This window comes from Allobosea thiooxidans (assembly GCF_900168195.1).
Lineage (GTDB): Bacteria > Pseudomonadota > Alphaproteobacteria > Rhizobiales > Beijerinckiaceae > Allobosea > Allobosea thiooxidans.
Window position 1 is genome coordinate 1 of record NZ_FUYX01000020.1, and the last position, 24,278, is coordinate 24,278.

Here is a 24,278-nt window from a genome sequence, read left to right on the forward strand (position 1 = left end):
ACCGACCGCATGGTCGACTTCTATCTGGAGAAGGGCGCGACCGGTCTCACCGTGCTCGGCATGATGGGCGAGGCGCCGAAGCTGACGGCGGACGAATCCCGCATCTTCGTGCGCCGCGTGCTGAAGCGGGTGGACGGCCGCGTCCCGGTCGTCGCCGGCGTCTCGGCGTCCGGCTTCGCCGCGATGCGCGAGCTCAGCGACAGCGTGATGGGCGACGGCGCTGCCGGCGTGATGGTCGCGCCGCCCTCGACGCTGCGCACCGACGACCAGATCCTCTCCTACTACGCCATGGCGGCCGAGACGCTGGGGCCGAAGACGCCCTTCGTGCTGCAGGATTTCCCGCTGGTCACGCAGGTGCAGATCACGCCTGCCGTGATCCTGAAGATCGTCGCCGCCCATCCCAGCTGCGTCATGCTCAAGCATGAGGACTGGCCGGGCCTCGCCAAGATCTCCGCCCTTCGCGCAGCGAGCGACCAGGGCGGCCGGCGCATCTCGATCCTCGTCGGCAATGGCGGCATGTTCCTGCCGGAGGAACTCTCGCGCGGCGCCGACGGCGCCATGACCGGCTTCGCCTATCCGGAGATGATGGTCGATGTCTGGAAGGCGCATGCCGCCGGTCAGGTCGAGCGGGCGCATGACCTCTTCGACGCCTATCTGCCGCTTGCCCGCTACGAGCAGCAGCCCGGCCTTGGCCTCGCGCTGCGCAAATACACGCTGGCGAAGCGCGGTGCCATCGCCTCCGCCACCCTGCGCAAGCCGGGCGGGGCATTGTCCAAGATGGACATCGCCGATATCGAACGGCTCATCGCGCGGCAGGAGCGGCGCCTGAAGGAGATCGGCTGATGGATCTGGGACTTGTCGGAAAGCGCGCCCTCGTACTGGGCGCGAGCCGTGGGCTCGGCGCCGCGATCGCGCAGACGCTCGCCGCTGAAGGCGCGACCGTCATCGCCGCCGCGCGCGGCACGGATGTGACGGAAAGCTGGATCGCGGCCCTGCCCGCGGAGCAGCGCGGCCGCGTCAGCGCCGCGAAGCTCGACCTCGCCGACCTCGCCTCCGTCGAGGCCCTCGCGGATCGACTCGCCGCGGAAGGCGGCGTCGACATCCTGATCGGCAATTCCGGCGGCCCACCGCCGGGCGAGGCCCGCGACGCCAAGCGCGACGACTGGCTGAAGCACTTTGAAGGGATGGCCGCCAACCTGTTCCATCTGGCACAGCGCCTGCTGCCGGGGATGACGGAGCGCGGCTTCGGCCGCATCGTCACCATCGCCTCCTCAGGCGTCGAGCAGCCGATTCCGCGGCTCGCCCTCTCCAACGGCATCCGTGCCGCGGTGATCGGCTGGTCGAAGACGCTGGCCTCCGAGGTCGCGGGCAGCGGCGTGACGGTCAATGTCGTCCTGCCGGGCCGCATCCATACCGAGCGCGTCGACCAGCTCGACGACGCCGCAGCGGCCCGCAGCGGCGGCACGCGCGACGCCGTGGCCAAGGCCTCGATCGCGACGATCCCCGCCGGCCGCTATGGCAAGCCGCAGGAATTCGCCGATGTCGTCACCTTCCTCGCCAGCGAACGGGCCAGTTACGTGACGGGCGCCAAAATCCGCGTCGATGGCGGCCTAATTCGGGGCATCTAGCGAACTGCGTGGTGTTGAGCCGATAACGCTCAGATCGAAGCGGCCTGCATCGATCCAAAAAATGGCCGGCCTCCCAAAGGGAACCGGCCATGGGGAAGATCAGGCAAAAAGTCAAAAGCCTCGAGAGGAATGGATGCGACTAGACACCGGCGGGAGGGGGCAGGAGCGGGTCCCATAGCCGATCTGGGAAGGTCCGCTTCCGGGCAACGGCCCAATGGCCTGACGTGGCGCCAGTCGACCGTAGCCGCAAAAGAACAGCTTAGTTCAATGCCGAGACGCTATCAGTAGGAATTCAGCCCCGGCTTCAGGCCGAGTTCTGTCGAAAACTTGACGCGCCCCTGTCACTCTCGAGCAGATCGGGAGCTCGGCCATTCTCTCATATGAATTGTTCGGTGCGGCTTGATCGCGTCGATGAACGCCGCGTCGTGGCTGACCACCAGCACCGCTCCGTCATAGGCGGCCAAGGCTGCCTCCAACGCAGCGATTCCGTCGAGATCGAGGTGGTTGGTCGGTTCGTCGAGAATCAACAACATAGGTGGCGGCGTCCCGCCGAGGGTGCAGGCGAGACCCGCGCGCAGACGTTCGCCGCCGCTGAGTTCGCCGGCTCGGCGCAGCGCATCCGCCGCGCGGAAGCCAAACCGGGCCAGGGCTGCGTGGGCCGCGCGCTGGCCGGCCCCGCGATTCATTTCCTGAAAGTTCTCGCGTAGGCTCAGCATTGGATCGAGCAGACCGACATGCTGGTCCAGCATCGCGAACGGAACCGCCACTTCCACAACGCCGCTATGCGGCTTTATCTCGCCGGTGATCAACTTGAGGAGCGTCGTTTTGCCGCTTCCGTTCGGTCCGGCGACCGCGATGCGCTCGGGGCCGACGATGTTTAACGACAGATCGCGGACGACAGGTCGCTCAGGACCATATCCACCCGTCACGCCGTCGAGCCTGAGGACCGGCTTGGCCGACGGAAGGCCGGTTGCAGGAACGTCCATGCGCAGAGGTTGCAGCACCTCGATCCGCTGGAGGACATCGGCGAGCGCTTCCTGCGCCGCTTCGCGTCGGGTGTCGCGCAGCCGCGCGGCCGCGCCACCGGAGGCTTCGGCCCGGCCCTTGGCCGCATCCATCAGGATCTTCGGCTTGCCGCCCTTGGCCCGCCCGTTCCGCCCGGCACTATCCTTGCGGGCCTTGCGCTCTGCAGCTTCTTGCGCGCGACGAACAGCCTCGTCACGGACCTTCTCCGCATGAACAAGATCGCGCTCCAACGCATCCAGTTCTTTGGCCTTGCGCTGCCTGAAAGCGCTGTAGTTTCCGCCATAGCGTGTGGCCCCGAGCGCGGTCAGCTCGACAATGGCGTCCATCGCCTCGAGCAGGTCGCGATCATGGCTGACGATGACCGCACCGCCTTTCCACCCCTGGAGGAGATCGATCGTCGCTTTGCGCCCGGCACGGTCGAGATTGTTGGTCGGCTCGTCCAGCAGCAGAAAATCCGGTTCGGCAAAGATGAGGGCGGCAAGAGCCGCGCGGCTGCGCTGTCCGCCCGACAGCGCCGCCAAAGGCGTTTGCGGTTCGACCGCTAGATCACACCGCAAAAGTGCCGCCTCCATCCGCGTGGACAACGTCCAGTCGGCTTCGGCCAGCTCGCCGGCATCGGCAAGCCCAGCCTCGGCCCGGTAAAGCAGCCGGAGTGCATCCCGAGCACCGAAGAGATCGGCAATGGTGTCGCTCGGGCGTTTCAAGGCCTCTTGGCGCATCATCGCGACGGAGCCGGATATCCGCATCTGATCCGGGGCAGAAGGTAGGTCGCCGGCGATCAGGTGAAGAAGCGTGCTCTTGCCTGAGCCATTGCGCCCAACAAGGCCGGTGCGTTCGGGTCCGAAGGTGAGATCGAGATCGGTGAAAAGCGGCGTGCCGTCAGGCGTTGACCATGACAGGCCGGACAGGGAGACGAGTGCAGGCATCGAAAAGAACTTCTCGCAGAAAAACCGAAGGGGCGAATACAGCGAGGGGCAAGTCCATTTCGAAGGCGTCTCCGGCTACAGGTGTCAGGATGATGGTGAGCGTTACCCGCTCTCGCAAGGTTTGGCATCAAGAAAGGCACCGGCACCACACTCGCCCGTGAGCGTTTTTGAAGCAGGTGTCTATCCGATCGGTATCGCTCCTGAAGCGGCCCCCGAATTCCCCGGACATGTCTCACCCTTAAAATAAGGGTTGGGAGTAATGTCGTGTCTATGACTGGTTCTTATCCGAAGGCCGAGGTTCTGATCGGGCCTGAGCGGCGTCGCCGGTGGTCTGTCGCGGAGAAACTGGAGATGGTGGCGCAGACGCGCGAGGCGGGCGTCACGGTCAGCCTCGTCGCTCGCCGATGCGGCGTGTCGCCGAACCAGCTTTTCACTTGGCGGCGTCTTGCCGAGCAAGGAGCGCTGACCGCGACCGCGGCCGAGGAAGAAGTGGTTCCGGCCTCCGCCTTCCGGGCGCAGCAGGAGCAGATCCGCGAACTGCAACGGCTGTTGGGCAAGAAGACGCTGGAGGTCGAGCTTCTCCAGGAAGCCCTCACCGTGGCGGAGGATATAAAAAAACGGAGATTGCGGTCGCTGTCGCTGCCGAAGGACGGTTTGCCGTGAGTGCCGTCGCCGCGACGCTGGACGTGTCCCGTTCGCATCTCGCCACGCGGCTGGCGCAGCGGACGGCCGGGCGCTCGCCACAGCGCAGAGGCGTCCGCCCCTGCCGGAAGAGGCACTCCTGGCCGAGATCGAAGCGATCATCGACGACATGCCGACCTACGGCTATGCCCGCGTCTGGGCCAGGTTGCGGCGCAAGGCCCTGGCCGAGGGCCGTCCGCCCGCCAATCGCAAGCGCGTCTATCGAGTGATGAAGGTCCATGGCCTTCTGCTCGACCGTCATGCGGGCGGGGTCGAGCGCCGTCACGACGGCCGCATCGCTGTTGCGCGCTCCAACCTGCGCTGGTGCTCCGACGGCTTCGAGATCGGTTGCGACAACGGCGAAAAGGTCCGGGTCGCCTTCGCGCTCGATTGCTGCGACCGGGAAGCCATGGGCCATGTCGCCACCACCGAGGGCCTCAAGGGCGAGGATGTCTGCGACCTGATGGTCACCGCCGTCGAGCATCGCTTCGGCAAGGTCAACCGCCTGCCGCAGACCATCGAATGGCTGACCGATAACGGCTCCTGCTTCATCGCAGGACCGACCCGCCGCTTTGCCCGCGATATCGGCCTGGAGCCGTTGACCACCCCGGTCCAGAGCTCGCAGAGCAACGGCATGGCCGAAGCCTTCGTGCGCACCTTCAAGCGCGACTGCGTCTCGGTGAATCCCGCCCCCGATGCCAGCACCGTCATGCTCGCCCTGCCGGATGGTTCGACCATTACAACGAGCTTCACCCCCATAGAGCGCTCGGATATCGTTCACCCCGCGAGTTCATCGCGGCCCATGCAGCACCGTGAGAAATGTCCGGGCTTTTGGGGGCTACAACATTCAGGTTTGCTTGAACCGCTCCTTGCGCGCTGCGGCGAGTGACGACTTCGATCACTCGGTCAAGGCGCTTCTTGATAATGCCGACGTCGTTCTGTACATCGCGCGGTAGATCCATGACCTGCCCGACCTGCTCCCGCAGCCCCGACGTGCTGACATAGGCTTCGGCGACGTGGACGCGCAGCTCGGGCAAGGCGACGGCATGACCACTTTCGCTTGGCTGTCGGAACGCTCCGCTACCTAGCGGGGCAGTGAGTTCATGTCATATCTGCGATCGAGCGAGGCTGGACAGCCAGTCCGAGAACCTCTCGCTCGATGAACGGCCTTGCCAGTCCGAAAAGGTATAGGGACGGGAGGCTGCGGCATCCCTGTCGAACAAAGCCATCTGAGTTTTGACGAATTCCCGATCGAACAGATTGATGTTGGCTTCGTCGTTGAGCCTCAGTGCGCGGTCGTCGATATTCGTCGAGCCGACGGAGGCCCAGATATCGTCAACGATCACAAGCTTGCAGTGGAAGAAAGTGGGCTGATATTCGTAGATCTTTACGCCGGCCTGGAGCAGATCACCCCACAGGTGCCGCGATGCCTTCCTGACGATGCGCGCATCCGTGCGAGGCCCCGGCACGATGATCTCGATCTCGACGTCTCGCCTGCGGGCCTCAAGGAGCTGCCGGCGAGTCAGGTCGTCGGGAACGAAATAAGGCGTTGCGATGCGGATGCTCTTCTCTGCCGCCGCAAGCGCGGTCATCAGCATGAGATGCATGGTATTGCGCTGATGGGTCGAGCTGACGACGACCTGAGCGGCATGGTCGCCTGCTGGGGCGATCTCCGGGAAGAAGCGGTCACCCAGGAGCAACTCTCCGGTCGCCTCGATCCAGTGCTCGGCGAAAGCCGCCTGGATTTCCGCCGCGGCAGGTCCCTCGACGCGATAGTGATTGTCGCGCCATTCGTTGGGCGTGCGCGCATCGCCGTTCCATTCATCTGCGATACCGACGCCGCCGGTGAAGCCCACGCGCCCATCGACGACCAGCAGTTTTCGGTGAGTGCGATTGTTGACCCGGTCGAGCGTGTACCAGGTGACCGGGCGAAACCGGACAACCTCGACACCGGCCTCCCGCATCCGCTGGATGAGCCCCTCGTCCATCGGCAGACTGCCGACCCAGTCGAGCAGCACCTTCACGCTCAACCCGTCCCGCGCTTTCGCCGAGAGGGCATAGGCGAACTCCTCAGCGATGGCGCCGCGCCAGTAGATATAGGTCTCGAAGCTGATCGTCTGCCGCGCCTCGCGAATGGCGCTCAGCATCGCGGGGAAGATCCTGATACCGTTGACCAGCGTCTCGACCTTGTTGCCGGGAACATAGTTCGATCCGAAGAGGGCACCCATCGATGTCCTGAGCTGGCGATCCGACGAGGCGAGATGATGTGGAAGCGGTTGCTTCAGCTCCTGCGGCTCCCGCAGCATGTTGCCGACGACGAGACAGCCCGCGACACCCAGTATGGCCGAGAGGAGCGCGATGACGAGGGGTTGTCGCCGGAGCGTCATGATCATGCGAGCTTGAAAGGCAGAGGCATCACTTGCGTGCAGGTTGGTTCCTCGACGGCTGTGGACTGGTGGAGTCGCCGGCCGGAACCGCCCAGGTTGCCGTCCAAGTTTCGCTGAGGGTACGATTGCGCGATTTCAGGAACATACGAAGCTCCGCCGACTGACCGTCCGGCAGCGTCGCGTCGACGATGGCGCGCACGCCTTTCAGTGGCGCATTAAACGTCAGGATCTTCGTGGTGATGGCGCCGGCCGTCGTCGTGGCGACAAGCTCCAGGCGATCGGGCTCGGTCTGGTAATAGGCGAGGTCGCCGCCGGCGAAATCGACGATGAAGCGTTTCGTGCCCTTTCCCTCGGAGATGCCGTCCTCGATATCAGAGCCGTTGAAACTCTGCTGCACCTGCGCATAGGGGTGCAGGTGCCAGGTCGTGGACAGCGCCGAGATGCGGTAGTTGAATTCGGCGGCTTGTCCCACAGGCAAGGGCTTGCCGGGCGTCCAGCACGCGACGATGTTGTCGAAGGCTTCGTTCACGGTCGGGATCTCGATGAGGTCGATCCGGCCTTCGCCCCAGTCGCCCTGAGGCTGGACCCAATAGCCGGGCCGCGCATCGTAGCGTGTTTCCAAATCCTGATAACTGCCGAAATCGCGGTCGCGCTGCATCAGCCCAAAACCACGCGGGCTCTTGTCGCGGAAGCTCGATATGCGCAGCGCCTTGGGATTGCGAATGGGGCGCCAGATCCATTCGCCGCTGCCGGTTTCCAGCATCAGCCCGTCCGAATCGTGGATCTCCGGACGAAAATCGGTTCTCTGGCCAAGATCGCCTTCACCAGCCTGGAACATCGAGGTCAGCGGCGCAATGCCGAGCCGCTCGATCTCGCGGCGCGGAATGATGGTCGCAGTGACTTCCATGGAGGTGTCGCGCCCCGGACGGACAACGTAGCGAAAGGCCCCCGCGACCGACGGGGAGTCGAGCAGGGCGTAGATGACAAGCTCGGTCGTGTCGCGCGACGGCTCCTCCAGCCAGAGTGCCCGCATGAACGGGAACTCCTCGGGGCCTTCGCCGCCCACATCCAAAGCCAGCGAGCGCGCCGAAAGTCCGTAGCGGTGCCCTCGCCCGATCAGCCGGAAATAGCTCGCACCCAGAAAGGAGATGACCTCGTCCTGCACCTTCGGATCGTTCAGGTTGGTGGTGACAGCGAAACCCGCGAAGCCCAGCGCCGGCGAGAGGCCCTTGGGGACGGGCACCTTGCCGTATTCGAACAGGCCGGTCGTGAAAGGAATCGGGACCGCGTTGCCGTGATTGATGATGTGAACCTGGACCGGCTTGTTGTGCAGGAAGCCGAGATGGAAGGGCAGCAGGCGGAAATCCGCGCCGCCGTCTCGCCAGAAGGCTTTGTCGCGACGAAAGCGGATTTCGCGATAACTGTCATAGGTCAGGTTGGAGAGCTCGGCCGGGATCTTCGCAGTCTCGGCATCGAAGGGTTGCTTCGCCAGAGCCGTTGCTTGGTCGATGACGTCGCCATAGCCAAAGCTTTTGGCGGGTCGTGCAGACGATTGAGCCAGAGCGGAACGGTCGGCCGCCAGCCAAGCGCCAGAGAGTAGGGCGAGGAGCGCGCGGCGAGACGGTGCGAACAAAACGGATTCCCCCGTAATCTTGCCCGGCCCAGAACAGCAGGCGACTTTAGAACCCCAACATGGTCCAGCGGTTCCCGAAAACGGCGCGCTGGTCAGTCACGTGGGTTATCGGCTTTCGGAGAGTTTGAAGCCGCGGCGATCGCGGCGAACGTCAACCGGGGGGTTCGCCGCCTCGAAACGGCAAAGCCGATCCTCGCGGATTTCGTGAAGAATGGGAAGGTCAAGGTGGTTGGTGCCCATTACGAGTTGTCGAGCGGCCGGATCACTCTCCTCTGATGACGAGAGCCGGCAGAGCCTTGTCCGCCCCATGCGTCAGCCATTGCCGAGGCTTCTGGTCACCAACCGACTTAGCCTTTCAGCAAATGCGTTTGCCTCGGCCGGGCGCTCGCCGTCCAAAATGTGGGCGGTATCCAGGAGCAGGTGGGCGACGTCACTACGGAGGGCATGATCTTCCGTTGAGGCGAGGGCTGAGACCATCGCATGGCGCTGGTTGACCTCGAGGATAGGCTTGGCCGCACTCTCGACTCGACCTGCGGCGCTGAGCAGGCGTTCGAACTGGCGATCCGGCCCTATGTCTGATGCAACAAGGCAGACCGCGCTTTCGGTTAGCCGATCGGAGGATCGGACATCGGCAACCTCGTCGGCCAGAATCTCCTTTATCGATGCAAGCAGAGCGGTGATCTTCTCACTAGTTTCAGCCGACGGAGGCGCTGCGCCTTCAAGCAGCGGGATAAGACCAAGATCAGCCGAACCTTGCGTCACCGACTTGAACGGCTTGCCTTCGAAATCCGGCACGGCCGAGGCCCAGAAGCTGTCAATCGGATCGGAGAGGAGCAGGACCTCGATGCCGCGCGCTCGGAAGCCTTCGAGCTGCGGGGAGTTGGCGATCCGGGAGGCATCGTCGCCAGTAATGTAGTAAATCGCTGTCTGGTTGCCCTTGAGCGCGCCGACATAGTCCTTGAGGCTGCGCCACGTTTCGCCTGAGGCTGTCGTCCGGAAGCGAGCGAGCCCGAGCAGTTGCTCCCGGCGTGCGGAATCCTCGTAAAGCCCTTCCTTTATGACGACACCGAAGTTCTCCCAGATCACCCGGAATGTGTCCGGATCCTGCTCTGCCAGTTTCGCAAGCTCGGCAATGACACGGTTGGTGACGCCCTTCTTGATCGCGCCGAGCAGCAGGCTGTCCTGGATCATCTCGCGGGAGACGTTGAGTGGCAGGTCGGCGGTGTCGACGATGCCGCGGACGAAGCGCAGGTAGCGCGGAAGGAGTTCTGCCTCACCCGTGATGAAGATGCGCTTCACGTAGAGCTTGATCCGGCCTTTGCGGTCGGCGTCGAAGAGATCGAACGGACGCGCGCCCGGGACGAAGGTCAGCGCGGTATATTCGTGCAGGCCTTCCGCGCGAAAATGGATCGTTGCGGCGGGCTCGTCATACTGCCCGGCAACACCGCGGTAGAAATCGGCGTATTCGTTCTTGGTGATCTCACTCTTCGGCTTCGTCCAGAGCGCGGCTCCATCGGAGAGGGCGACCGCGTCTCATCCGGTATCCGACGGACGTAGTGGTAGGTGCGCTTTCGCAGAGCAACGTAATTTGGAATCGACATGCGCCGTCCGCGTTATGCAATTTGTTATGCAAAACGTCCCGCAAGGAGCGGCAGCGAGCAAGCTCGCCGGACAGCTAAGGCCTTGATTTTGGTGGATTACGGCCGGAAATGGCGCTCCCTAGGGGACTCGAACCCCTGTTTTCGCCGTGAGAGGGCGACGTCCTAGACCGCTAGACGAAGGGAGCAGCGCTGGCCGAGGGCGCCTATGTAGTCGGACAACCGTGCCGCCGCAACTGGTTTTTGCATCGCCGCGAAGAAAAGATGCCGGGCCGGCGGCGCCCTGTGGAAAGCCCGTCGGCGCCCGGCACAACGGCCGCTCCAGCTCGCGCGGCGGTGCCCGTTGCCTGCGCCGCCGATCTGCTCCGCCAGCCTTCGCCTTCCACCGTGCCTATTGGTCGATGCAACGCCGCTTGGCCCGCAGGCCGATGCGTTGTCCTTCACGGCGAGACAGACGATGCTGACATGGTGACGGCAGATCCTCGGACGACTGCAGTCTCAGGCAGGGGGGCGAGCGCAACGATGAGCGAGTGGCGGCTCGAGACGCCGGAGGCCGAAGCCTGCATCAGGCACGAGCTCCCGACACAGGCTTCCCGTGCCGATCAGGCTTCCCTTGCCGACGAAGAACCGCGGATGCGGGGAGACCGCCTCCCCCGCCTCCTCGGCCACGGCCGCCTGGCACTCCGGACCGCGCTGCAGCGGCTGATCGGGATCGTCTATCCGCCGACCTGCATCGCCTGCCAGGCGGCGATCGGCGAGGCGCAGGCCCTGTGCGCCCGCTGCTGGAGCGGGATCGGCTTCATCGAACGCCCCTATTGCGAGCGCCTCGGCACGCCGTTCCCGGTCGATCTCGGCCCCGGCCTGCTGTCGCCGGCCGCGATCGCCGCGCCGCCGGTCTTCGGCCGGGCACGGGCGGCCTGCCGCTTCGAAGGCACGGCGCGCGAGCTCGTCCATCGCCTGAAATATGGCGATCGCGTCGACCTGTCCCTGACGCTCGGCCGGATGATGCGGCTGGCGGGGCGCGAACTCATCGCCGATGCCGACCTCGTCGTGCCGATCCCGCTGCACCGGACGCGGCTCTGGCAGCGCCGCTTCAACCAGGCTGCTGTGCTGGCGCGGATTCTGGCCCGCAACGCCGGCGTGCCGCTGGCCCTGACTGCTCTGGCCCGCGTCAGGCCGACGCGCCGGCAGGTCGGCCTGACGCGCGCCCAACGCGCAGACAACCTGCAGGGAGCCTTCCGCGTGCCGGACGCCATGCGCCCGCGGGTCGAGGGCCGGCGCATCCTGCTGATCGACGACGTGCTGACGACGGGCGCGACGGCCAATGCCGCCGCCCGCGCGCTGCTGCGGGCCGGCGCCGGCGCCGTCGACGTGCTGACCTTCGCACGGGTCGTGACGGATGGCCGGGAAGCCACTACATGAGGCCCAGCATTTCATGGAGAGGCCTCAGCCCATGCCGCCCGTCACGATCTACACCACCTCCTGGTGCCCCTATTGCCGGGCCGCCAAGGCGCTGCTGGCGCAGAAGGGGGTCGCCTTCACCGAGATCGACGTCGACGGCAAGCCGGAGCTGCGCCAGGAGATGACGGCGCGCGCCGGTGGGCGCACCTCCGTGCCGCAGATCTTTATCGGCGAGCGCCATGTCGGCGGCTCGGACGACATCCACGCGCTCGATGCGCGCGGCGAGCTCGACGATTTGCTGGTGGCCTGAGGCCCGACGGCGATTCCGGCCGGCTCCGGTCAGCCTTGCCGCTCCCTGTTCATTTGCCTTGGTGGCGCAGCGCCACCATCTAAGACGACATGATCCGCTACGCCCTCATCTGCGACAACGCCCACGAATTCGAGAGCTGGTTCTCGTCCTCGGCCAGCTTCGAGGATCAGACGAAGCGCGGCTTCGTGACCTGCCCGGCCTGCAACAGCGCCAAGATCGAACGCGCCATCATGGCGCCGAATGTCGCACGCACCGATCTCGACGCGCGCGCCACCGGGCCCGCGCCGGAAGCGCCCGCCCCGGCCGGCGCGCCGGCGCCGGTCGCGCTGATGGGAGAAAAGGAGAAGGCTTTCCGCGAGATGCTGACCGCGCTGCATCAGCATGTTCGCGAGCATGCCGAGCATGTCGGCCCGCGTTTCGCCGACGAGGCGCTGAAGATCCACCATGGCGAGACCGAAGCGCGCGCGATCTATGGCGAGGCCACGGCGGACGACGCGCGCATGCTGCAGGACGAGGGCGTCGACTTCCTGCCGCTGCCGCGCCTGCCGGGCGCGGGGAACTGAAGCGCCTTTCGTGATCGCGGCAAGGCTGCGCCTCGGCGGCAGGCCTTGATCGCGGGCGCTTCGCAGATCCCCGATTTCGCGAGCGGGCTCCGCCCTCTGTCGCCGGTTTTCCGCGTCGTTCCGACGCGATCGCTCAGAGCTTCCCTAGCGGCACCTGCGGGCCGCGAGCGAAAAATCCCGGTTCGGTAAGCCCCGCTTTTCTCCTTTCGATACAACAAGCTAGCGGCATGCCCGCCGAAGAGGGCGACCGGCCGGACGCCGCCTTGCCCGCCTCCCCCCTTCCACCCCGGATTAACTTTCTGTTAAGGAATTCAGGTTTCCTTGCCGGTGTGACCGGCGCGCCGCATGCGGCGGCTCAGGATCTCGAACCCAGGAGTTGCCGCATGACGCGGGCCGCGATCGCTGCACATGGTCTCCGTTCCGGCGGAGTTTTCCGGTACGGTGGACGTGGATCGATCCCGCTTTTGATTGCGCTTCTGGCCCCCGCTTTGGGCGCCTGCAGCATGTCGCCGGTCGAGACCGCCGCGGTTTCCGCCCCGGCGACGAAGGAGCCCGCCGCCGCGCGCAAGCGTGCCGTCGCCCTGGCCAAGGCCGATCCGCGCGAGAAGGACTGCCTGGTCCGCGCGATGTATTTCGAATCGAACCGTTCGAGCGAGGCCGGCCTGCTCGGCGTCGGCACGGTCGTGATGAACCGCGTCGAGTCGGCGCGCTATCCCGAGACGATCTGCGGCGTGGTCGGGGCTCCCCGCCAATTCGCCTCCGGCGTCCTGACCCGTCCGATGACGGACAATGTCCTGCCGAAGGTCGAGGCCATCGCCGAGGACATCCTCAATGGCCGCCGCAACGAATCGGTCGGCGCCGCCAAGCATTTCCACATGGCTGGCCTGCGCTTCGGCTACAAGAACATGCATTACGTGACCGTGGCCGGCGGCAACGCCTTCTACGTCAAGGGCGAGCGTCCCGAGCGTCGCCGCATCGAGGAGCCGACGATCCAGCTCGCCGCGGCCTCGACCTCCGCGCCCCTCACCACCGCTTCCTCGTCCGCTTCGGCCGCGACTTCCTTCGCCTCCGCGCCGCTCGCCTTCGCACCCGAGGCGACCGCGCCCAAGCTACCTGCGCTCGAATCGCCGATGGTCACGCTGGTCAAGAACGCCCCGCTGCCGCCCGGCCGGCCGCTCGATCTCGACCTGCCGAAGGCGTCCGCGCGCGCCCTTGTTGCGCCGCCCAAGGACGACCGCCGCGTGGCGCTGCTGTCGACCGCCGAAATCAGGGGCAGCGTTTCGTCGCCCTCGCGCTAAGCGCCCAGGATCCCCGAAGCCTCTGATGGCCCTCATCCTGAGGAGCCGCGTCAGCGGCGTCTCGAAGGATGTTCCAGATGACACCGGAGCCTCCTGAAGCATCCTTCGAGACGCAAGCCGTCGGCTTGCTCCTCAGGATGAGGGCTTTAACAGCGGCCCAAGCCGGAAGGCCGTTCGCCTAACGTCGAAGGGGACATCGCCGAGGTTCTGGTCTTATCCTCGCCGCAGTGCAACATTCAGATTGCTCTGCAACACGGGGAGGCGCCATGACCGCGACGCAGCAAAGCGGCCCGCAATCGGCCCAGCGCGACAGGCCCTGGATCTTCCGCACCTATGCGGGCCATTCCGACGCGGCCGAATCCAACCGGCTCTACCGGACGAACCTCGCCAAGGGCCAGACGGGTCTCTCCGTCGCCTTCGACCTGCCGACCCAGACCGGCTACGACCCCGACCATGTGCTGGCGCGTGGCGAGGTCGGCAAGGTCGGCGTGCCGATCTCCCATCTCGGCGACATGCGGGCGCTGTTCGACCAGATCCCGCTGGCGCAGATGAACACCTCGATGACGATCAACGCGACGGCGGCCTGGCTGCTCTCGCTCTACATCGCCGTCGCCGACGAGCAGGGCGCCGACCGCAGGCTGCTGCAAGGCACGACTCAGAACGACCTCGTCAAGGAATACCTGTCGCGCGGCACCTATGTCTTCCCGCCGCGCCCCTCGATGCAGCTCACCACCGACATCGTCGTCTTCACGGCGAACGAGCTGCCGAAATGGAACCCGACCAACGTCTGTTCCTATCATCTGCAGGAGGCCGGCGCCTCGCCGGTGCAGGAACTCTCCTTTGCGCTGGCGACGGCGATCGCACTGCTGGATTCGATCCGCGCCCGGCCGGAAGTGAGCCCCGAGGAGTTCCCCGGCATCGTCGGCCGCATCTCCTTCTTCGTGAATGCCGGCATGCGCTTCGTCACCGAGCTCTGCAAGATGCGGGCTTTCGTCGAGCTCTGGGACGAGATCACGCTCGGCCGCTATGGCGTTGCCGATGAGGCGATGCGCAGGTTCCGCTACGGCGTCCAGGTCAATTCGCTGGGGCTGACCGAGCCGCAGCCGGAGAACAACGTCTATCGCATCCTGATCGAGATGCTGGCAGTGACGCTCTCCAAGAAGGCGCGTGCGCGCGCCGTCCAGCTGCCCGCGTGGAACGAGGCGCTCGGCCTGCCCCGTCCCTTCGACCAGCAATGGTCGCTGCGGATGCAGCAGGTCCTGGCCTATGAGACCGACCTGCTCGAATTCGGCGACATCTTCGACGGCTCCACCGTGGTCGACGCCAAGGTGTCGGATCTCAAAGCCGCTGCGCTGGAGGAACTGGCGAAGATCGACGACATGGGCGGCGCGCTCGCCGCGGTCGAGACCGGCTACATGAAGCAGGCGCTGGTCGAGAACGGCGCCCGCCGGATCGAGGCGATCGAGCGCGGCGAGCAGGTCGTCGTCGGCGTCAACAAGTTCACCAACAGCGAGCCCTCCCCGCTCTCGGCGGGCGACGGCGCCGTCGTCACCGTGCCGGATTCCGTCGAGATCGAGGCGGTGGCCCGGCTCAAGGCCTGGCGCTCCGACCGTGACGCCAAGGCGGCCGCGGCGGCGCTCGCCGAGCTTGCGGCAAGCGCGCGCGAAAACCGCAACGTCATGCCGGCCTCGATCGCCTGCGCCAAGGCCGGCGTCACCACCGGTGAATGGGCTCAGACTCTGCGCGAGATTTTTGGCGAATACCGTGCGCCGACCGGCGTCGACACGACGAAGCTGGGCGACGCGACCGGCCTTGCCACGGCGAAGGCCGCCGTCGAGAAGGCGACCGAGCGTCTCGGCCGCCCGCCGCGCTTCCTCGTCGGCAAGCCCGGCCTCGACGGGCACTCGAACGGCGCCGAGCAGATCGCGGTACGCGCCCGCGATGCCGGGATGAATGTCAGCTATGGCGGCATCCGCCAGACGCCGGAGGAGATCGTCAGCGAGGCCAGGGAGAGCGAAGCCGACATCATCGGGCTCTCGATCCTCTCCGGCTCGCATCTGCCGCTCGTGCGCGACGTCACCGCCCGCCTGCGCGTCGCCGGCATGGAGGTACCGGTCGTGGTCGGCGGCATCATCCCGCCCGACGACGAGAACGCGCTACGCAACATGGGCGTGGCGCGGGTCTACACCCCCAAGGATTTCGCGCTGGACGGCATCATCGCCGATGTCGCGGGGCTGGCGGCGAAAAAGGGCTAGCCGTGATCCCGCCTAAACCATCCCCACGCTCTTGAGCTGCTGATAAGCCTTCAGGATTTCCTGAAGCGTGCCTTCGCGCGAGCGGTCGCCGCCATTGGCGTCAGGGTGGAAACGCTTCACCAGCTCCTTGTAGCGCGCCTTGATCGCGACGGAGTCCGCAGTGTCGTCGAGGCCGAGCGTATCGAGCGCCTTGCGTGCCACCACGCCGACGCGGGTCTCCGGCTGCGCCGCCTGCTGCTTGGAGCGCGCGCCGAACAGGTTGAAGGCGTCGTGCATGTCGGGCCCGGCCTCGCCATTGCGCAGGCGCCCGCGCTGCGACATCCGCGCCGCCTGCGAGTTGACCCCGAGCTTCCAAGTCGGCCGATGGCCGATCTCCTCCTGCTTCTGGTAGGCGGCGAGCGCGTCGTCATCCATGCCGGCGAAATAGTTGTAGGTCGCGTTGTAGGCCTTCACGTGCTCCATGCAGAACAGGAAGAATTGCCCCTCGCGGCCGCGCCCCATGGGCGCACGGAATTCGCCGGCGCGCGCGCAACCCGGATGGTTGCAGCGCGGCGCAGCGCTGTCCGCGACCGCTTCCGCCTCGGAAGAGCCGATCCTGATGCTGTCGAAAAGGCGCGAGTTGATGTTCATCGTCGACGGGTTATGAGACGCAAGGGTCGGAGCCGGCAAGTGCGACGCAACGCAACGCCGAACCGACAGGACAATCATTGCAACGGTGGCGCGATCATGACCGCAATCACTGAAAGAATCACGCGAAAGCTGACCGAGGCCTTTGCGCCACAGCAACTCAGGGTGATCGACGAATCACACCAGCATCACGGTCATGGCGGCTGGCGGGAGGGCGGCGAGACTCATTTCCGGGTGGATATCGTGTCGGAGGCCTTCGCCGGCAAGAGCCGGCTCGAGCGCCACCGCCTCGTCAACGCCGCCTTGGCCCAGGAGCTGGCGGACCGCGTCCATGCGCTCGCCATCGCCGCGAAGGCGCCGGGCGAGGCTTGATCGTCGGCAGCCGCTTCGGGCGGCGATCGATCCGAGCACCGGGACCTGGGGCTGGGGCTAGCTTGCTGCGGAGCCGGCACCCTTCGGCTCCACCGGCGAGACGACGTAGACCGCGAGGGTCGCGGCGAGCGCAACACCCATGAAGACGAACAGCCAGCCGAAGGTCGCCTGCGCGTCGTAGCCGTGCCCGCCGAGAGCGTTCACCAGGCGCCCCGACAGCCATTGCATCACGCCTGCCCCGCCCATGAAGACGAAATTCATGAAGGTCACGCCGCGGCCGATCTCCTGAGCCGACATGAAGACGCGCGCATGCGCCATCACCACGGCGTAGGTGACACCGAACAGGCCGATGACGAGGAACAGGCCGACTGCGAGACGCGGCGATTCGTTTCCCCAGAGCGCCAGCGCGGCGAAGGCCAAGGCCGCGATCACGGCACAGACGACGACCGTGGGCTTAGCGCCGATCCGCCGGTGGAGCGGCAGCACCAGCAGCGCGCCCAGCGCGATGGCGCCTCCCATGGCCATCGCCGCATAACTCGTCGCGGCGAGGTCGAAGCCGTGCACGGTCTGGAGATAGGGAGCGATCCACAAACCGCGCATCGAGATCGTGACCCCGTAGCTCACGAAGGCGAAGGGAAAGATCAGCCATAGCGAGCGCTTCGTCACGATCTGCCGGACCCCGCCCAGCAGCGAGACATGCCGTTGCGTCGGGTTGGGCAGCGGCGGCGGGTCCTCCAGCAGCAGCACCACAAGCAGGGCCGTCAGCGCCACGATACCGGCAAGGCCGAAGACGGTGGCCCGCCAGCCATAGGTCGCCAGGAAATAGGCGAGCGGTGCGCCGCTCAGCGGGTCGCCGATGGAGCCGAACCCGATCAGGAGCGACGACATCGTCGCGAAGTGCCGGGGCGAGTAGAGCCGCGCCGCGAGATAGAAGCCGGCCATCAGGATGGGCGCGCAACCGATACCGATCAGCGCCAGGGCCGTCAGGGCAGCGGCATAGTTTCGCGCCAGGCCGAAGATCACCGTCCCCGCGACGGCGACCAGGAGGAAGCCGGCCAGCGTCCGTCGCGGGCCGATCCGGTCGAGCGCGTATCCGACCGGGAATTGCGAGAGCGCGAACGCGACCAGCCAGGCGGCCTGCAGGCTGCCGAGCTGGCCCTGGTCGAGGCCGAGGTCCCGCGTGAGATCCCCCGAGATGACCGCCAGGAACGCACGGAAGAACTGGCTCAGGATATAGGCCAGCAGCAGGACGACGAAGCTCGTCACGAAGATCGCTTTCGCTTAGATCGTCGCGCGTCCCACCGAACGCGGCAAAGACGATCTATCTCATTGGTTTTGCGCCAGATTTATCCGAGAAGCGGAATCCGTTTCTCGGTCCGGCGCGATAGCGGCCTGCGTTCCGGCAAAGCCCTGCAAGGTTCCCGGGCGTTAGCCGCCCGGGAGGCCCGTTTCACTTGATCCGTTCGAGCACGGAGACGTAGTTGGCGACCGCGGCTCCGCCCATGTTGAAGATGCCGCCGAGGCGCGGCTCGCTGAGCTGCATGCCCTCGGGCGCCTCGCCCGTCAGCTGCATCGCCGAGAGCACATGCATCGAGACGCCGGTGGCGCCGATCGGGTGGCCCTTGGCCTTGAGGCCGCCGGAGGCGTTGACCGGCAGCTTGCCGTCCTTCTGGGTCCAGCCTTCCTTGATGGCGTGGGCGCCGTCGCCTTCCTTGGTCAGCCCCATCGCCTCGTATTCGATCAGCTCGGCGATGGTGAAGCAGTCATGCGTCTCGACGAAGGAGAGGTCGTCGAGCGTCACGCCGGCCTGGGCCAGCGCCTTCTGCCAGGCAAGCGCGCCCCCCTCGAACTTCAGGATGTCGCGCTTCGACATCGGCAGGAAGTCCTGGACATGGGCCATGCCGCGGAAGCCGACGGCGCGGCGCATCTGGAGCGCAGTCTCCTCGTCGGCCAGCACCAGCGCGGCGGCGCCGTCCGAGACCAGCGAGCAGTCGGTCCGCTTCAGCGGCCCGGCGACATAGGGGTTCTTCTCGCTCTCCTCGCGGCAGAACGCGTAGCCCAGATCCTTGCGCATCTGCGCATAGGGGTTCTCGACGCCGTTCTTGTGGTTCTTGGCCGCGATCATGGCGAGCGCGTCGGACTGGTCGCCATGGCGCTGGAAATAGGCGGCGGCGATCTTGCCGAAGACGCCGGCGAAGCCGCCCTGGGTCTCGCCATCCTCGGGCAGGTAGGAGGCCTTCAGCAGATTCTTGCCGATTTCCGGCCCCGGCGTCTTGGTCATCTGCTCGACACCGACGACGAGCACGACCTTGGCCGCGCCCGCCTTGATCGCGCGCACGCCCTGATGGACAGCGGCCGAGCCGGTGGCGCAGGCGTTCTCGACACGCGTGGTGGGCTTGAAGCGCAGGGCCGGATCGGCCTGGAGGACGAGCGAGGCGGTGAAGTCCTGCGCCGAGAAGCCGGCGTTGTAGTGGCCGAGCACGATCTCGTCGACCTGATCGGCAGTGATGCCGGCATCGACCAGCGCGTCGGTCGCAACCCGCACGATCAGGCTTTCGACTGTCTCCGCGTCCTGCTTGCCGAACGGCGTATGCGCCCAGCCGACGATTGCAGCGCTCATGACGGTTTCTCCCTACGATGTGCAGTTACACGTTATCTTGGCAGCCCCGCGCTATTCGGCAAGCCGGCATCCATGCATGATGGCCGTGCGCGGATCGGCTGGCGGGCTTTGCTCCAGCACTAGCCCCCCGGCCCCCTCACCGCAACGACAGAGACAGGAGCAGCCCGACCCCACCCACGATCATCGCCATGCCGAGGATTTCGCGCCGGCTCGTGCCTTCCGCGAACAGCTTGCGCGAGGCGATCTGCGCCAGCGGCACCTCGACCAGCGCCAGCGTCCGGACATTGGCGGCCGTCGTCAGCGAGAAGCCGATGAACCAGAACTGCGAGGCGGCCGCGCCGAGGAAGCCAGCCGAGAGCGAGCGGCGCCAGCTCTTCAGGCTGAGGATGAGAGCCTGTCGGTCGGCGACCAGCATATAGGCCACCAGCAGCAGCGTCTGGAGGCCGAGGCCGAGCACCAGGATGGTGGAGGCGCGGATCAGGAAGCTGCCCTCCGGCAGCGCCTGGATGCCGCCGCGGAAGCCGATCGCCGAAAGGGCGAAGAAGGCGCCGGAGACGATGCCGAGCACGGCCGGCCGCAGGCCGGCGCGCGTCAGCTTCTCGCCCGGCTTCCACGACACGACGATCACGCCGGCGGTCGCGATCGCGATGGCCAGGAACTTCAGCGGCGTCAGCGCGTCGCCGAGCAGCGCCGCGCCGAACAGCGCGACCTGCACCGGCTCGGTCTTGGTATAGGCCGTCGTCACCGCGAAGGAGCGCTCGCGCATCGCCGCCAGCATCAAGGCGGTGGCCGCGATCTGCGTCAACGCGCCCCAGAGCGTGAAGCCGAGCGACGCCATGCCGATCTCCGGCGGCAGCCGCTGCAGGCCGAGGCAGGCCAGGGCCAGGAACAAGAGCGCGAAGGGCAGGCCGAACAGGAAGCGCACCTGCGTGGCGCCGACGACGCCGATGACGTCGGTGAGCGAGCGCTGCGCCAGGTTGCGCGCGGTCTGCAGCAGCGAGGCGAGGATGGTCGCCGGGATCCAGAGAAGGCCGAAAACCACGGTAAGCCTCGGGAAAGCAAGATGGGCTAAGGCTTTTGAACCGGCCGGCGCGACTAGGCAAATCGCTCGGCTGGGGGTAGGTATGCGTTCACGGGCGGACAAATGCGCCCGCCGTCTCGAAATCGCCGCAAGCATCGCGTTGAACCCTGCGCCGTCGTCCTCCGCCAAGACTGCTTTCCTGCAAGACTGCCTTCCCGCAAGACTGTTCCCAGAAAGACAGGTTCAAGATCGCCCGATGATCGCTCCTCGCCTCGCCGTCACCCTTGCCCTCAGCCTCGTCGCGACGGCCCCGGCGCTCGCCGGCACCAGCCTCGTCATCGACGCGTCCACCGGCGCGGTCTTGTCGAGCGAGAATGCGAGCCAGGCCTGGCGCCCCGCTTCGACGACCAAGATGATGACGATCTATCTGGCGCTGAAGGCGGTGGAGGAAGGGCGCATCGGGCTCGAGACCGCGATCCCCGCCTCGAAGCGGGCGGCCAGCCAGCCCCGCGTCAAGGTCTATATCCGCGCCGGCCAGGAGATCACGCTCGACAACGCGCTGCGCATCATGATGGTGAAGTCGGCCAACGACATCGCCTATGTCGTGGCCGAGGGCGTGGGCGGCGATGTCGAGACCTTCGTCGGCATGATGAACGCCGAGGCGCAGCGGCTCGGCATGCGCGACACCCGCTTCGTCAATCCCAATGGCTGGGACCACCCGGAGCAGCAGACCAGTGCCCGCGACCTCGCCGTGCTCGCCATGGCGCTGATGCATGATTTCCCGCGATACTCGGAATATTGGGGCACCTCCGCCGTCCAGCTCGGCAAGCAGGTGATGCCCAATACCAACGGTTTGGTCGGGCGCTATTCCGGCGCCAGCGGCATGAAGACCGGCTTCACCTGCGCCTCGGGCTTCAACGTCGTCGCCACCGCGACGCGGGGCGGGCGCACGCTCATCGCCGTCGTGCTCGGCTCGCTGTCCGGCGCCGAACGGACGGTCAGGGCTGCACAGCTCCTCGACCAGGGCTTCGCCAGCTGGGGCGGCGCCGGCTACAGCGTTGCCTCCATGCCGGCGAGCGGCACCCGCGCGCCCAATATCTGCGACGACGTCCGCCATCGCGGTGGCGGCGTGGCGCTGGCCGACGATGCCGACGTCTCCGGCCCGATCTCCGCAGCCGCTTCCGCGACCAGCGGCAATGATGCCGATGGCGGCCGCTTCGCGGCCTTCGCCACGCAGGGAGCGGCGGCGCCGGTCGCCACGCGCTCGCCGCGCGGCCGCATCGTGCTCGGCCCGCGCGCCGAAACCGTGCCCGTCCAGGTCTCCTTCGGCCGGAGCGCCGGTTCCGCCACGGCCCCGCTCGCCGCCAATGTGACGGCCCAGCCCGAATCCCGTGTCGCGACCATCGCGCCTGGCGCCCCCGTCTCGGCCGATCTCGCCGGCAGCTCCGCCCGGCGCACCGCTTCCGGCAACGGGGCGATCCCGCGCGGCACCACGGCCTTCGCCCCGGCGAGCGCGCCGGTCCAGCCCTCGGCCGAAGCCTTCGAATCCGGCCCGTTGCGCCTGCAGGGCGCCGTCCGGCCCGGCGCGGCCAATGCGGCCAGCCTGCGCCCCTCCGCCGCGGCCGGCATCAAGGCTGCTCCGCGCGCCGGCAAGCAGCAGGCCGGCAAGCCGGCGGCCAAGGTGGTCCCCAAGCCGCGACCGACCGCCGCCAAGCCGTCCCAGGCCAGCACCAAGCCGGCCGGAAAAGCGGCCACCGGCAAGCCGACCGCGGGCGTGAAGGCCAAGGCCGGCAACGACGCCTGAGGCCGGATTGGACGAGACGCGCGCCAGCCAAAACCACGGATTGGTGCTGGCCCTCGTTTCGGCCGCCGCCTTCGGCACCAATATCGTCAGCGCGCAGATCGCCGGCCAGGCCGGACTGAGCGGCCCGCTGCTCGTCTTCTATCGCGTGCTGCTGATGCTCGTCCTCGTCGTGGCCGCGGCTCGGGCTTGGCGCGGCTCGCTCGCACTCGCGCGCGACGAGCGCCGGCCGGTCCTGCTCTTTGGCCTGGCGACGGCGCTGGTCGGCATCGCCTATCTCTCCTCGGTCGCCTTCGTTCCCGTCTCGGTCGCGGCGGTGGTGTTCTACACCTTCCCCATCCTGATCGTCCTGGCCGAGCCCGTGCTGACCTCGGCCCCCTTCCGCGCCGACAGGCTGGCGGTCGCGCTGCTGGCCTTTCTCGGCGTCGCCCTCGTCGTCGGCCCCGACCTGCACGGGCTCGATCCGCGCGGCCTGGCGCTCGCCATGCTGGCGAGCCTCGGCGCAACCGCACAGTTCTTCGCGGCCGCCCGCTGCGCCCGGGTCGCCACGCTGCCCAAGCTGTTCTGGTCGCATGTCGTCATCCTGCCGGTGACGGCGCTGGTGCTGCTGGTGACGGGCGGCTTCCTGCCGCCCCAGAGCTTCCTGCTCGCCCCGGTCGCGGTGGCCGTCACCTATGCCGGCTATGTCGTCGGCTTCCTGTTCCAGATCCTGGCACTGGCCCGTGTCGCGCCGGGCCCGGCCGGCCTCGCCTTCTGCGCCGAGCCGGTCTTCTCCGTGGCGATCGCCGCCTTCGTGCTCGCCGAGCGGCTGGGCCCGCTGCAATATGCCGGCGGCGCCCTTGTCATCGCCGCCCTCGTCACTAATGTAATACTAGAACAAACGAGGCGGAGCGTCGTGCCTGCCTGAAGGCGTGCACCCATGACTGGCGACCCGGCCCGGCCCCTACCTGTCCCGCTGACCCTGCTCACCGGCTTTCTCGGCGCCGGCAAGACCACCCTGCTCAACCGCCTGCTCAAGGACCCGGCGCTGGCAGAGACCGTCGTCCTGATCAACGAGTTCGGCGAGGTCGGGCTCGACCACCTGATGGTGGAGGGCGTCGAGGAGAACATGATCCTCCTCGAATCCGGCTGCCTGTGCTGCACCATCCGCGACGATCTCATCGTCACGCTGGAGGACCTGCTGCGCCGTCGCGACAATGGCCGCATCGGCGCCTTCAGCCGCGTGGTGATCGAGACGACGGGCCTCGCCGACCCCGCGCCCATCCTCAACGTGCTGATCAACCACCCCTATCTCGCCATGCGCTTCCGGCTCGACGGCGTCGTCACGCTGGTCGATGCCGTCAACGGCATGGCGACGCTCGACGCACATGAGGAAGCCCGCCGCCAGGTCGTGGCGGCCGACCGCATCGTGCTCACCAAGACCGACCTCGCCGCGCCGCAGGACAGCACGGCGCTGCGCCACCGCCTCACCGCGCTCAACCCCGGCATCGACATCCTGGCACCCGATGCCGATGCGAGAGAGCTCGTCGGCGCCGGGCTCTATGATCTGGCGCGGCGCCCCGCCGCGCTGCGTCACTGGCTGGCGGATGCCCCCTCCGCGCATGGGCACCATCACCACCACGGCCACGATCACCACGGCCATGACCATGACCGCGATCATCACGCCCATGGCCATGAAGGCGGCCATGACGTCAACCGCCACGACGCAGCGATCCGGGCCTTCGCCCTGACGGCGGAGCACCCGATCGCGCGCACCACCTTCGACCTGTTCTGGACCCTGCTGCGCTCGATCCACGGCCCGCGCCTGCTGCGGCTCAAGGGTCTGGTCGACATCGCCGAGCAGCCCGACCGGCCGCTGCTGGTCCATGCCGTCCAGCAGATCCTCCATCCGCCGGTCGAGCTCGATGGCTGGCCGGATGCGGACCATCGCTCCCGCCTCGTCCTGATCGTCAACGACGTCGAGGAGGAGACGGTGCAGCGGCTCTGGTCCGCCTTCCTCGGCCAGATCTCCGGTGAAACCGCCGCCGCCCGGCCCGCCTGAGCGGCGCGGCCCGCTTCTTGAACCATCCCGAGCCTGCAACGAGGCGCGCGCATGCGCCTCGTCATTCCGGCACAGCGCTGCGCCGGAACG

At 66.9% G+C, this 24,278-nt stretch carries 18 protein-coding genes, 1 tRNA gene and 2 pseudogenes; 12 read left to right on the top strand and 9 right to left on the bottom strand.

Going from position 1 to position 24,278, the window contains the following annotated elements:
• Together B5Y19_RS23610 and B5Y19_RS23615 are read left to right on the top strand one after the other, a co-directional pair.
• Nucleotides 1-843, top strand: an 843-nt coding sequence (locus B5Y19_RS23610; protein WP_139384529.1) for a dihydrodipicolinate synthase family protein, incomplete at its 5' end; no start/stop codon positions are given.
• Nucleotides 843-1,628 (top strand): SDR family oxidoreductase, encoded by a 786-nt coding sequence (locus B5Y19_RS23615; protein ID WP_079592211.1) that lies wholly within the window; start codon nt 843-845, stop codon nt 1,626-1,628. The genes B5Y19_RS23610 and B5Y19_RS23615, both read left to right, overlap by 1 nt.
• Nucleotides 1,629-1,969: 341 nt before the next feature.
• On the opposite strand, the gene B5Y19_RS23620 is transcribed toward B5Y19_RS23615, so the two are convergent.
• Nucleotides 1,970-3,580 carry an ABC-F family ATP-binding cassette domain-containing protein gene (locus tag B5Y19_RS23620; protein WP_079592213.1) on the bottom strand — a complete coding sequence of 537 codons (1,611 nt, stop codon included), beginning with the start codon at nt 3,578-3,580 and terminating at the stop codon, nt 1,970-1,972.
• Nucleotides 3,581-3,850: 270 nt separating this feature from the next.
• On the opposite strand from B5Y19_RS23620, the pseudogene B5Y19_RS23625 reads away from it, so the two are divergent.
• Nucleotides 3,851-5,077 (top strand): annotated as a pseudogene (locus B5Y19_RS23625) (IS3 family transposase).
• 290 nt (nt 5,078-5,367) lie between these two features.
• On the opposite strand, the gene B5Y19_RS23630 reads toward B5Y19_RS23625, so the two are convergent.
• The 4 genes and pseudogenes from B5Y19_RS23630 to B5Y19_RS23645 all read right to left on the bottom strand — a co-directional run bounded on the left by B5Y19_RS23630 (nt 5,368) and on the right by B5Y19_RS23645 (nt 10,067).
• Complete coding sequence (locus B5Y19_RS23630) at nt 5,368-6,654, bottom strand: phospholipase D-like domain-containing protein (RefSeq protein ID WP_139384535.1); 1,287 nt, start codon at nt 6,652-6,654, stop codon at nt 5,368-5,370.
• 22 nt (nt 6,655-6,676) lie between these two features.
• Nucleotides 6,677-8,281 (bottom strand): OpgD/OpgG family glucan biosynthesis protein, encoded by a 1,605-nt coding sequence (locus B5Y19_RS23635; protein WP_055729693.1) that lies wholly within the window; start codon nt 8,279-8,281, stop codon nt 6,677-6,679.
• Between the two features lie 312 nt (nt 8,282-8,593).
• Nucleotides 8,594-9,814: pseudogene (htpG, locus tag B5Y19_RS23640) on the bottom strand (molecular chaperone HtpG); the annotation flags it as partial.
• Nucleotides 9,815-9,991: 177 nt separating this feature from the next.
• Nucleotides 9,992-10,067, bottom strand: a tRNA-Glu gene (locus B5Y19_RS23645).
• 445 nt (nt 10,068-10,512) lie between these two features.
• On the opposite strand from B5Y19_RS23645, the gene B5Y19_RS23650 reads away from it, so the two are divergent.
• From B5Y19_RS23650 to B5Y19_RS23670, 5 genes are all read left to right on the top strand, one after another.
• On the top strand, nt 10,513-11,301 hold the full coding sequence (locus B5Y19_RS23650) for a ComF family protein (RefSeq protein ID WP_079592239.1): 789 nt from the start codon (nt 10,513-10,515) through the stop codon (nt 11,299-11,301).
• 31 nt (nt 11,302-11,332) lie between these two features.
• Nucleotides 11,333-11,590, top strand: coding sequence for a glutaredoxin 3 (gene grxC, locus B5Y19_RS23655; protein ID WP_055728495.1), 258 nt, complete (start codon nt 11,333-11,335; stop codon nt 11,588-11,590).
• Nucleotides 11,591-11,679: 89 nt separating this feature from the next.
• A complete protein-coding gene (locus B5Y19_RS23660; protein ID WP_055728494.1) occupies nt 11,680-12,153 on the top strand; it encodes a DUF1178 family protein in 474 nt (157 codons plus the stop codon).
• A 503-nt stretch (nt 12,154-12,656) separates the two neighbouring features.
• Entirely contained in the window at nt 12,657-13,451 is a 795-nt protein-coding gene (locus B5Y19_RS23665) for a cell wall hydrolase (RefSeq protein ID WP_055728493.1), read from the top strand.
• A gap of 266 nt (nt 13,452-13,717) precedes the next feature.
• On the top strand, nt 13,718-15,706 hold the full coding sequence (locus tag B5Y19_RS23670; RefSeq protein WP_055728492.1) for an ethylmalonyl-CoA mutase: 1,989 nt from the start codon (nt 13,718-13,720) through the stop codon (nt 15,704-15,706).
• Nucleotides 15,707-15,718: 12 nt separating this feature from the next.
• Here the strand turns inward: B5Y19_RS23670 and B5Y19_RS23675 are convergent, their stop codons facing one another.
• Complete coding sequence (locus B5Y19_RS23675) at nt 15,719-16,492, bottom strand: DnaJ domain-containing protein (protein WP_342060168.1); 774 nt, start codon at nt 16,490-16,492, stop codon at nt 15,719-15,721.
• On the opposite strand from B5Y19_RS23675, the gene B5Y19_RS23680 reads away from it, so the two are divergent.
• Nucleotides 16,433-16,705, top strand: a complete 273-nt coding sequence (locus tag B5Y19_RS23680; protein ID WP_055728490.1) for a BolA family protein — start codon at nt 16,433-16,435, stop codon at nt 16,703-16,705. The two genes, B5Y19_RS23675 and B5Y19_RS23680, sit on opposite strands and share 60 nt — an antisense overlap.
• Before the next feature lie 57 nt (nt 16,706-16,762).
• Here B5Y19_RS23680 and B5Y19_RS23685 read toward each other — a convergent pair whose 3' ends face one another.
• The 3 genes from B5Y19_RS23685 to B5Y19_RS23695 all read right to left on the bottom strand — a co-directional run bounded on the left by B5Y19_RS23685 (nt 16,763) and on the right by B5Y19_RS23695 (nt 20,367).
• Complete coding sequence (locus B5Y19_RS23685; RefSeq protein WP_055728489.1) at nt 16,763-17,971, bottom strand: MFS transporter; 1,209 nt, start codon at nt 17,969-17,971, stop codon at nt 16,763-16,765.
• 184 nt (nt 17,972-18,155) lie between these two features.
• Entirely contained in the window at nt 18,156-19,325 is a 1,170-nt protein-coding gene (locus B5Y19_RS23690) for an acetyl-CoA acetyltransferase (RefSeq protein ID WP_055728488.1), read from the bottom strand.
• Nucleotides 19,326-19,461: 136 nt separating this feature from the next.
• The gene (locus tag B5Y19_RS23695; RefSeq protein WP_055728487.1) at nt 19,462-20,367 is read right to left on the bottom strand and encodes an EamA family transporter; all 906 of its coding nucleotides are present in this window, start codon (nt 20,365-20,367) and stop codon (nt 19,462-19,464) included.
• Nucleotides 20,368-20,602: 235 nt separating this feature from the next.
• Here B5Y19_RS23695 and B5Y19_RS23700 point away from each other — a divergent pair, with 235 nt between their 5' ends.
• Genes B5Y19_RS23700 through B5Y19_RS23710 form a run of 3 tightly spaced genes read left to right on the top strand, consistent with a single transcriptional unit; the run spans nt 20,603 to nt 24,188 of the window.
• The gene (locus tag B5Y19_RS23700) at nt 20,603-22,150 is read left to right on the top strand and encodes a serine hydrolase (protein WP_176168709.1); all 1,548 of its coding nucleotides are present in this window, start codon (nt 20,603-20,605) and stop codon (nt 22,148-22,150) included.
• Between the two features lie 7 nt (nt 22,151-22,157).
• Nucleotides 22,158-23,054: an EamA family transporter gene (locus tag B5Y19_RS23705; RefSeq protein ID WP_079592223.1), complete on the top strand. Its 897-nt coding sequence runs from the start codon at nt 22,158-22,160 to the stop codon at nt 23,052-23,054.
• 12 nt (nt 23,055-23,066) lie between these two features.
• Nucleotides 23,067-24,188 carry a CobW family GTP-binding protein gene (locus B5Y19_RS23710; RefSeq protein ID WP_055730917.1) on the top strand — a complete coding sequence of 374 codons (1,122 nt, stop codon included), beginning with the start codon at nt 23,067-23,069 and terminating at the stop codon, nt 24,186-24,188.
• Nucleotides 24,189-24,278 lie beyond the last annotated feature (90 nt).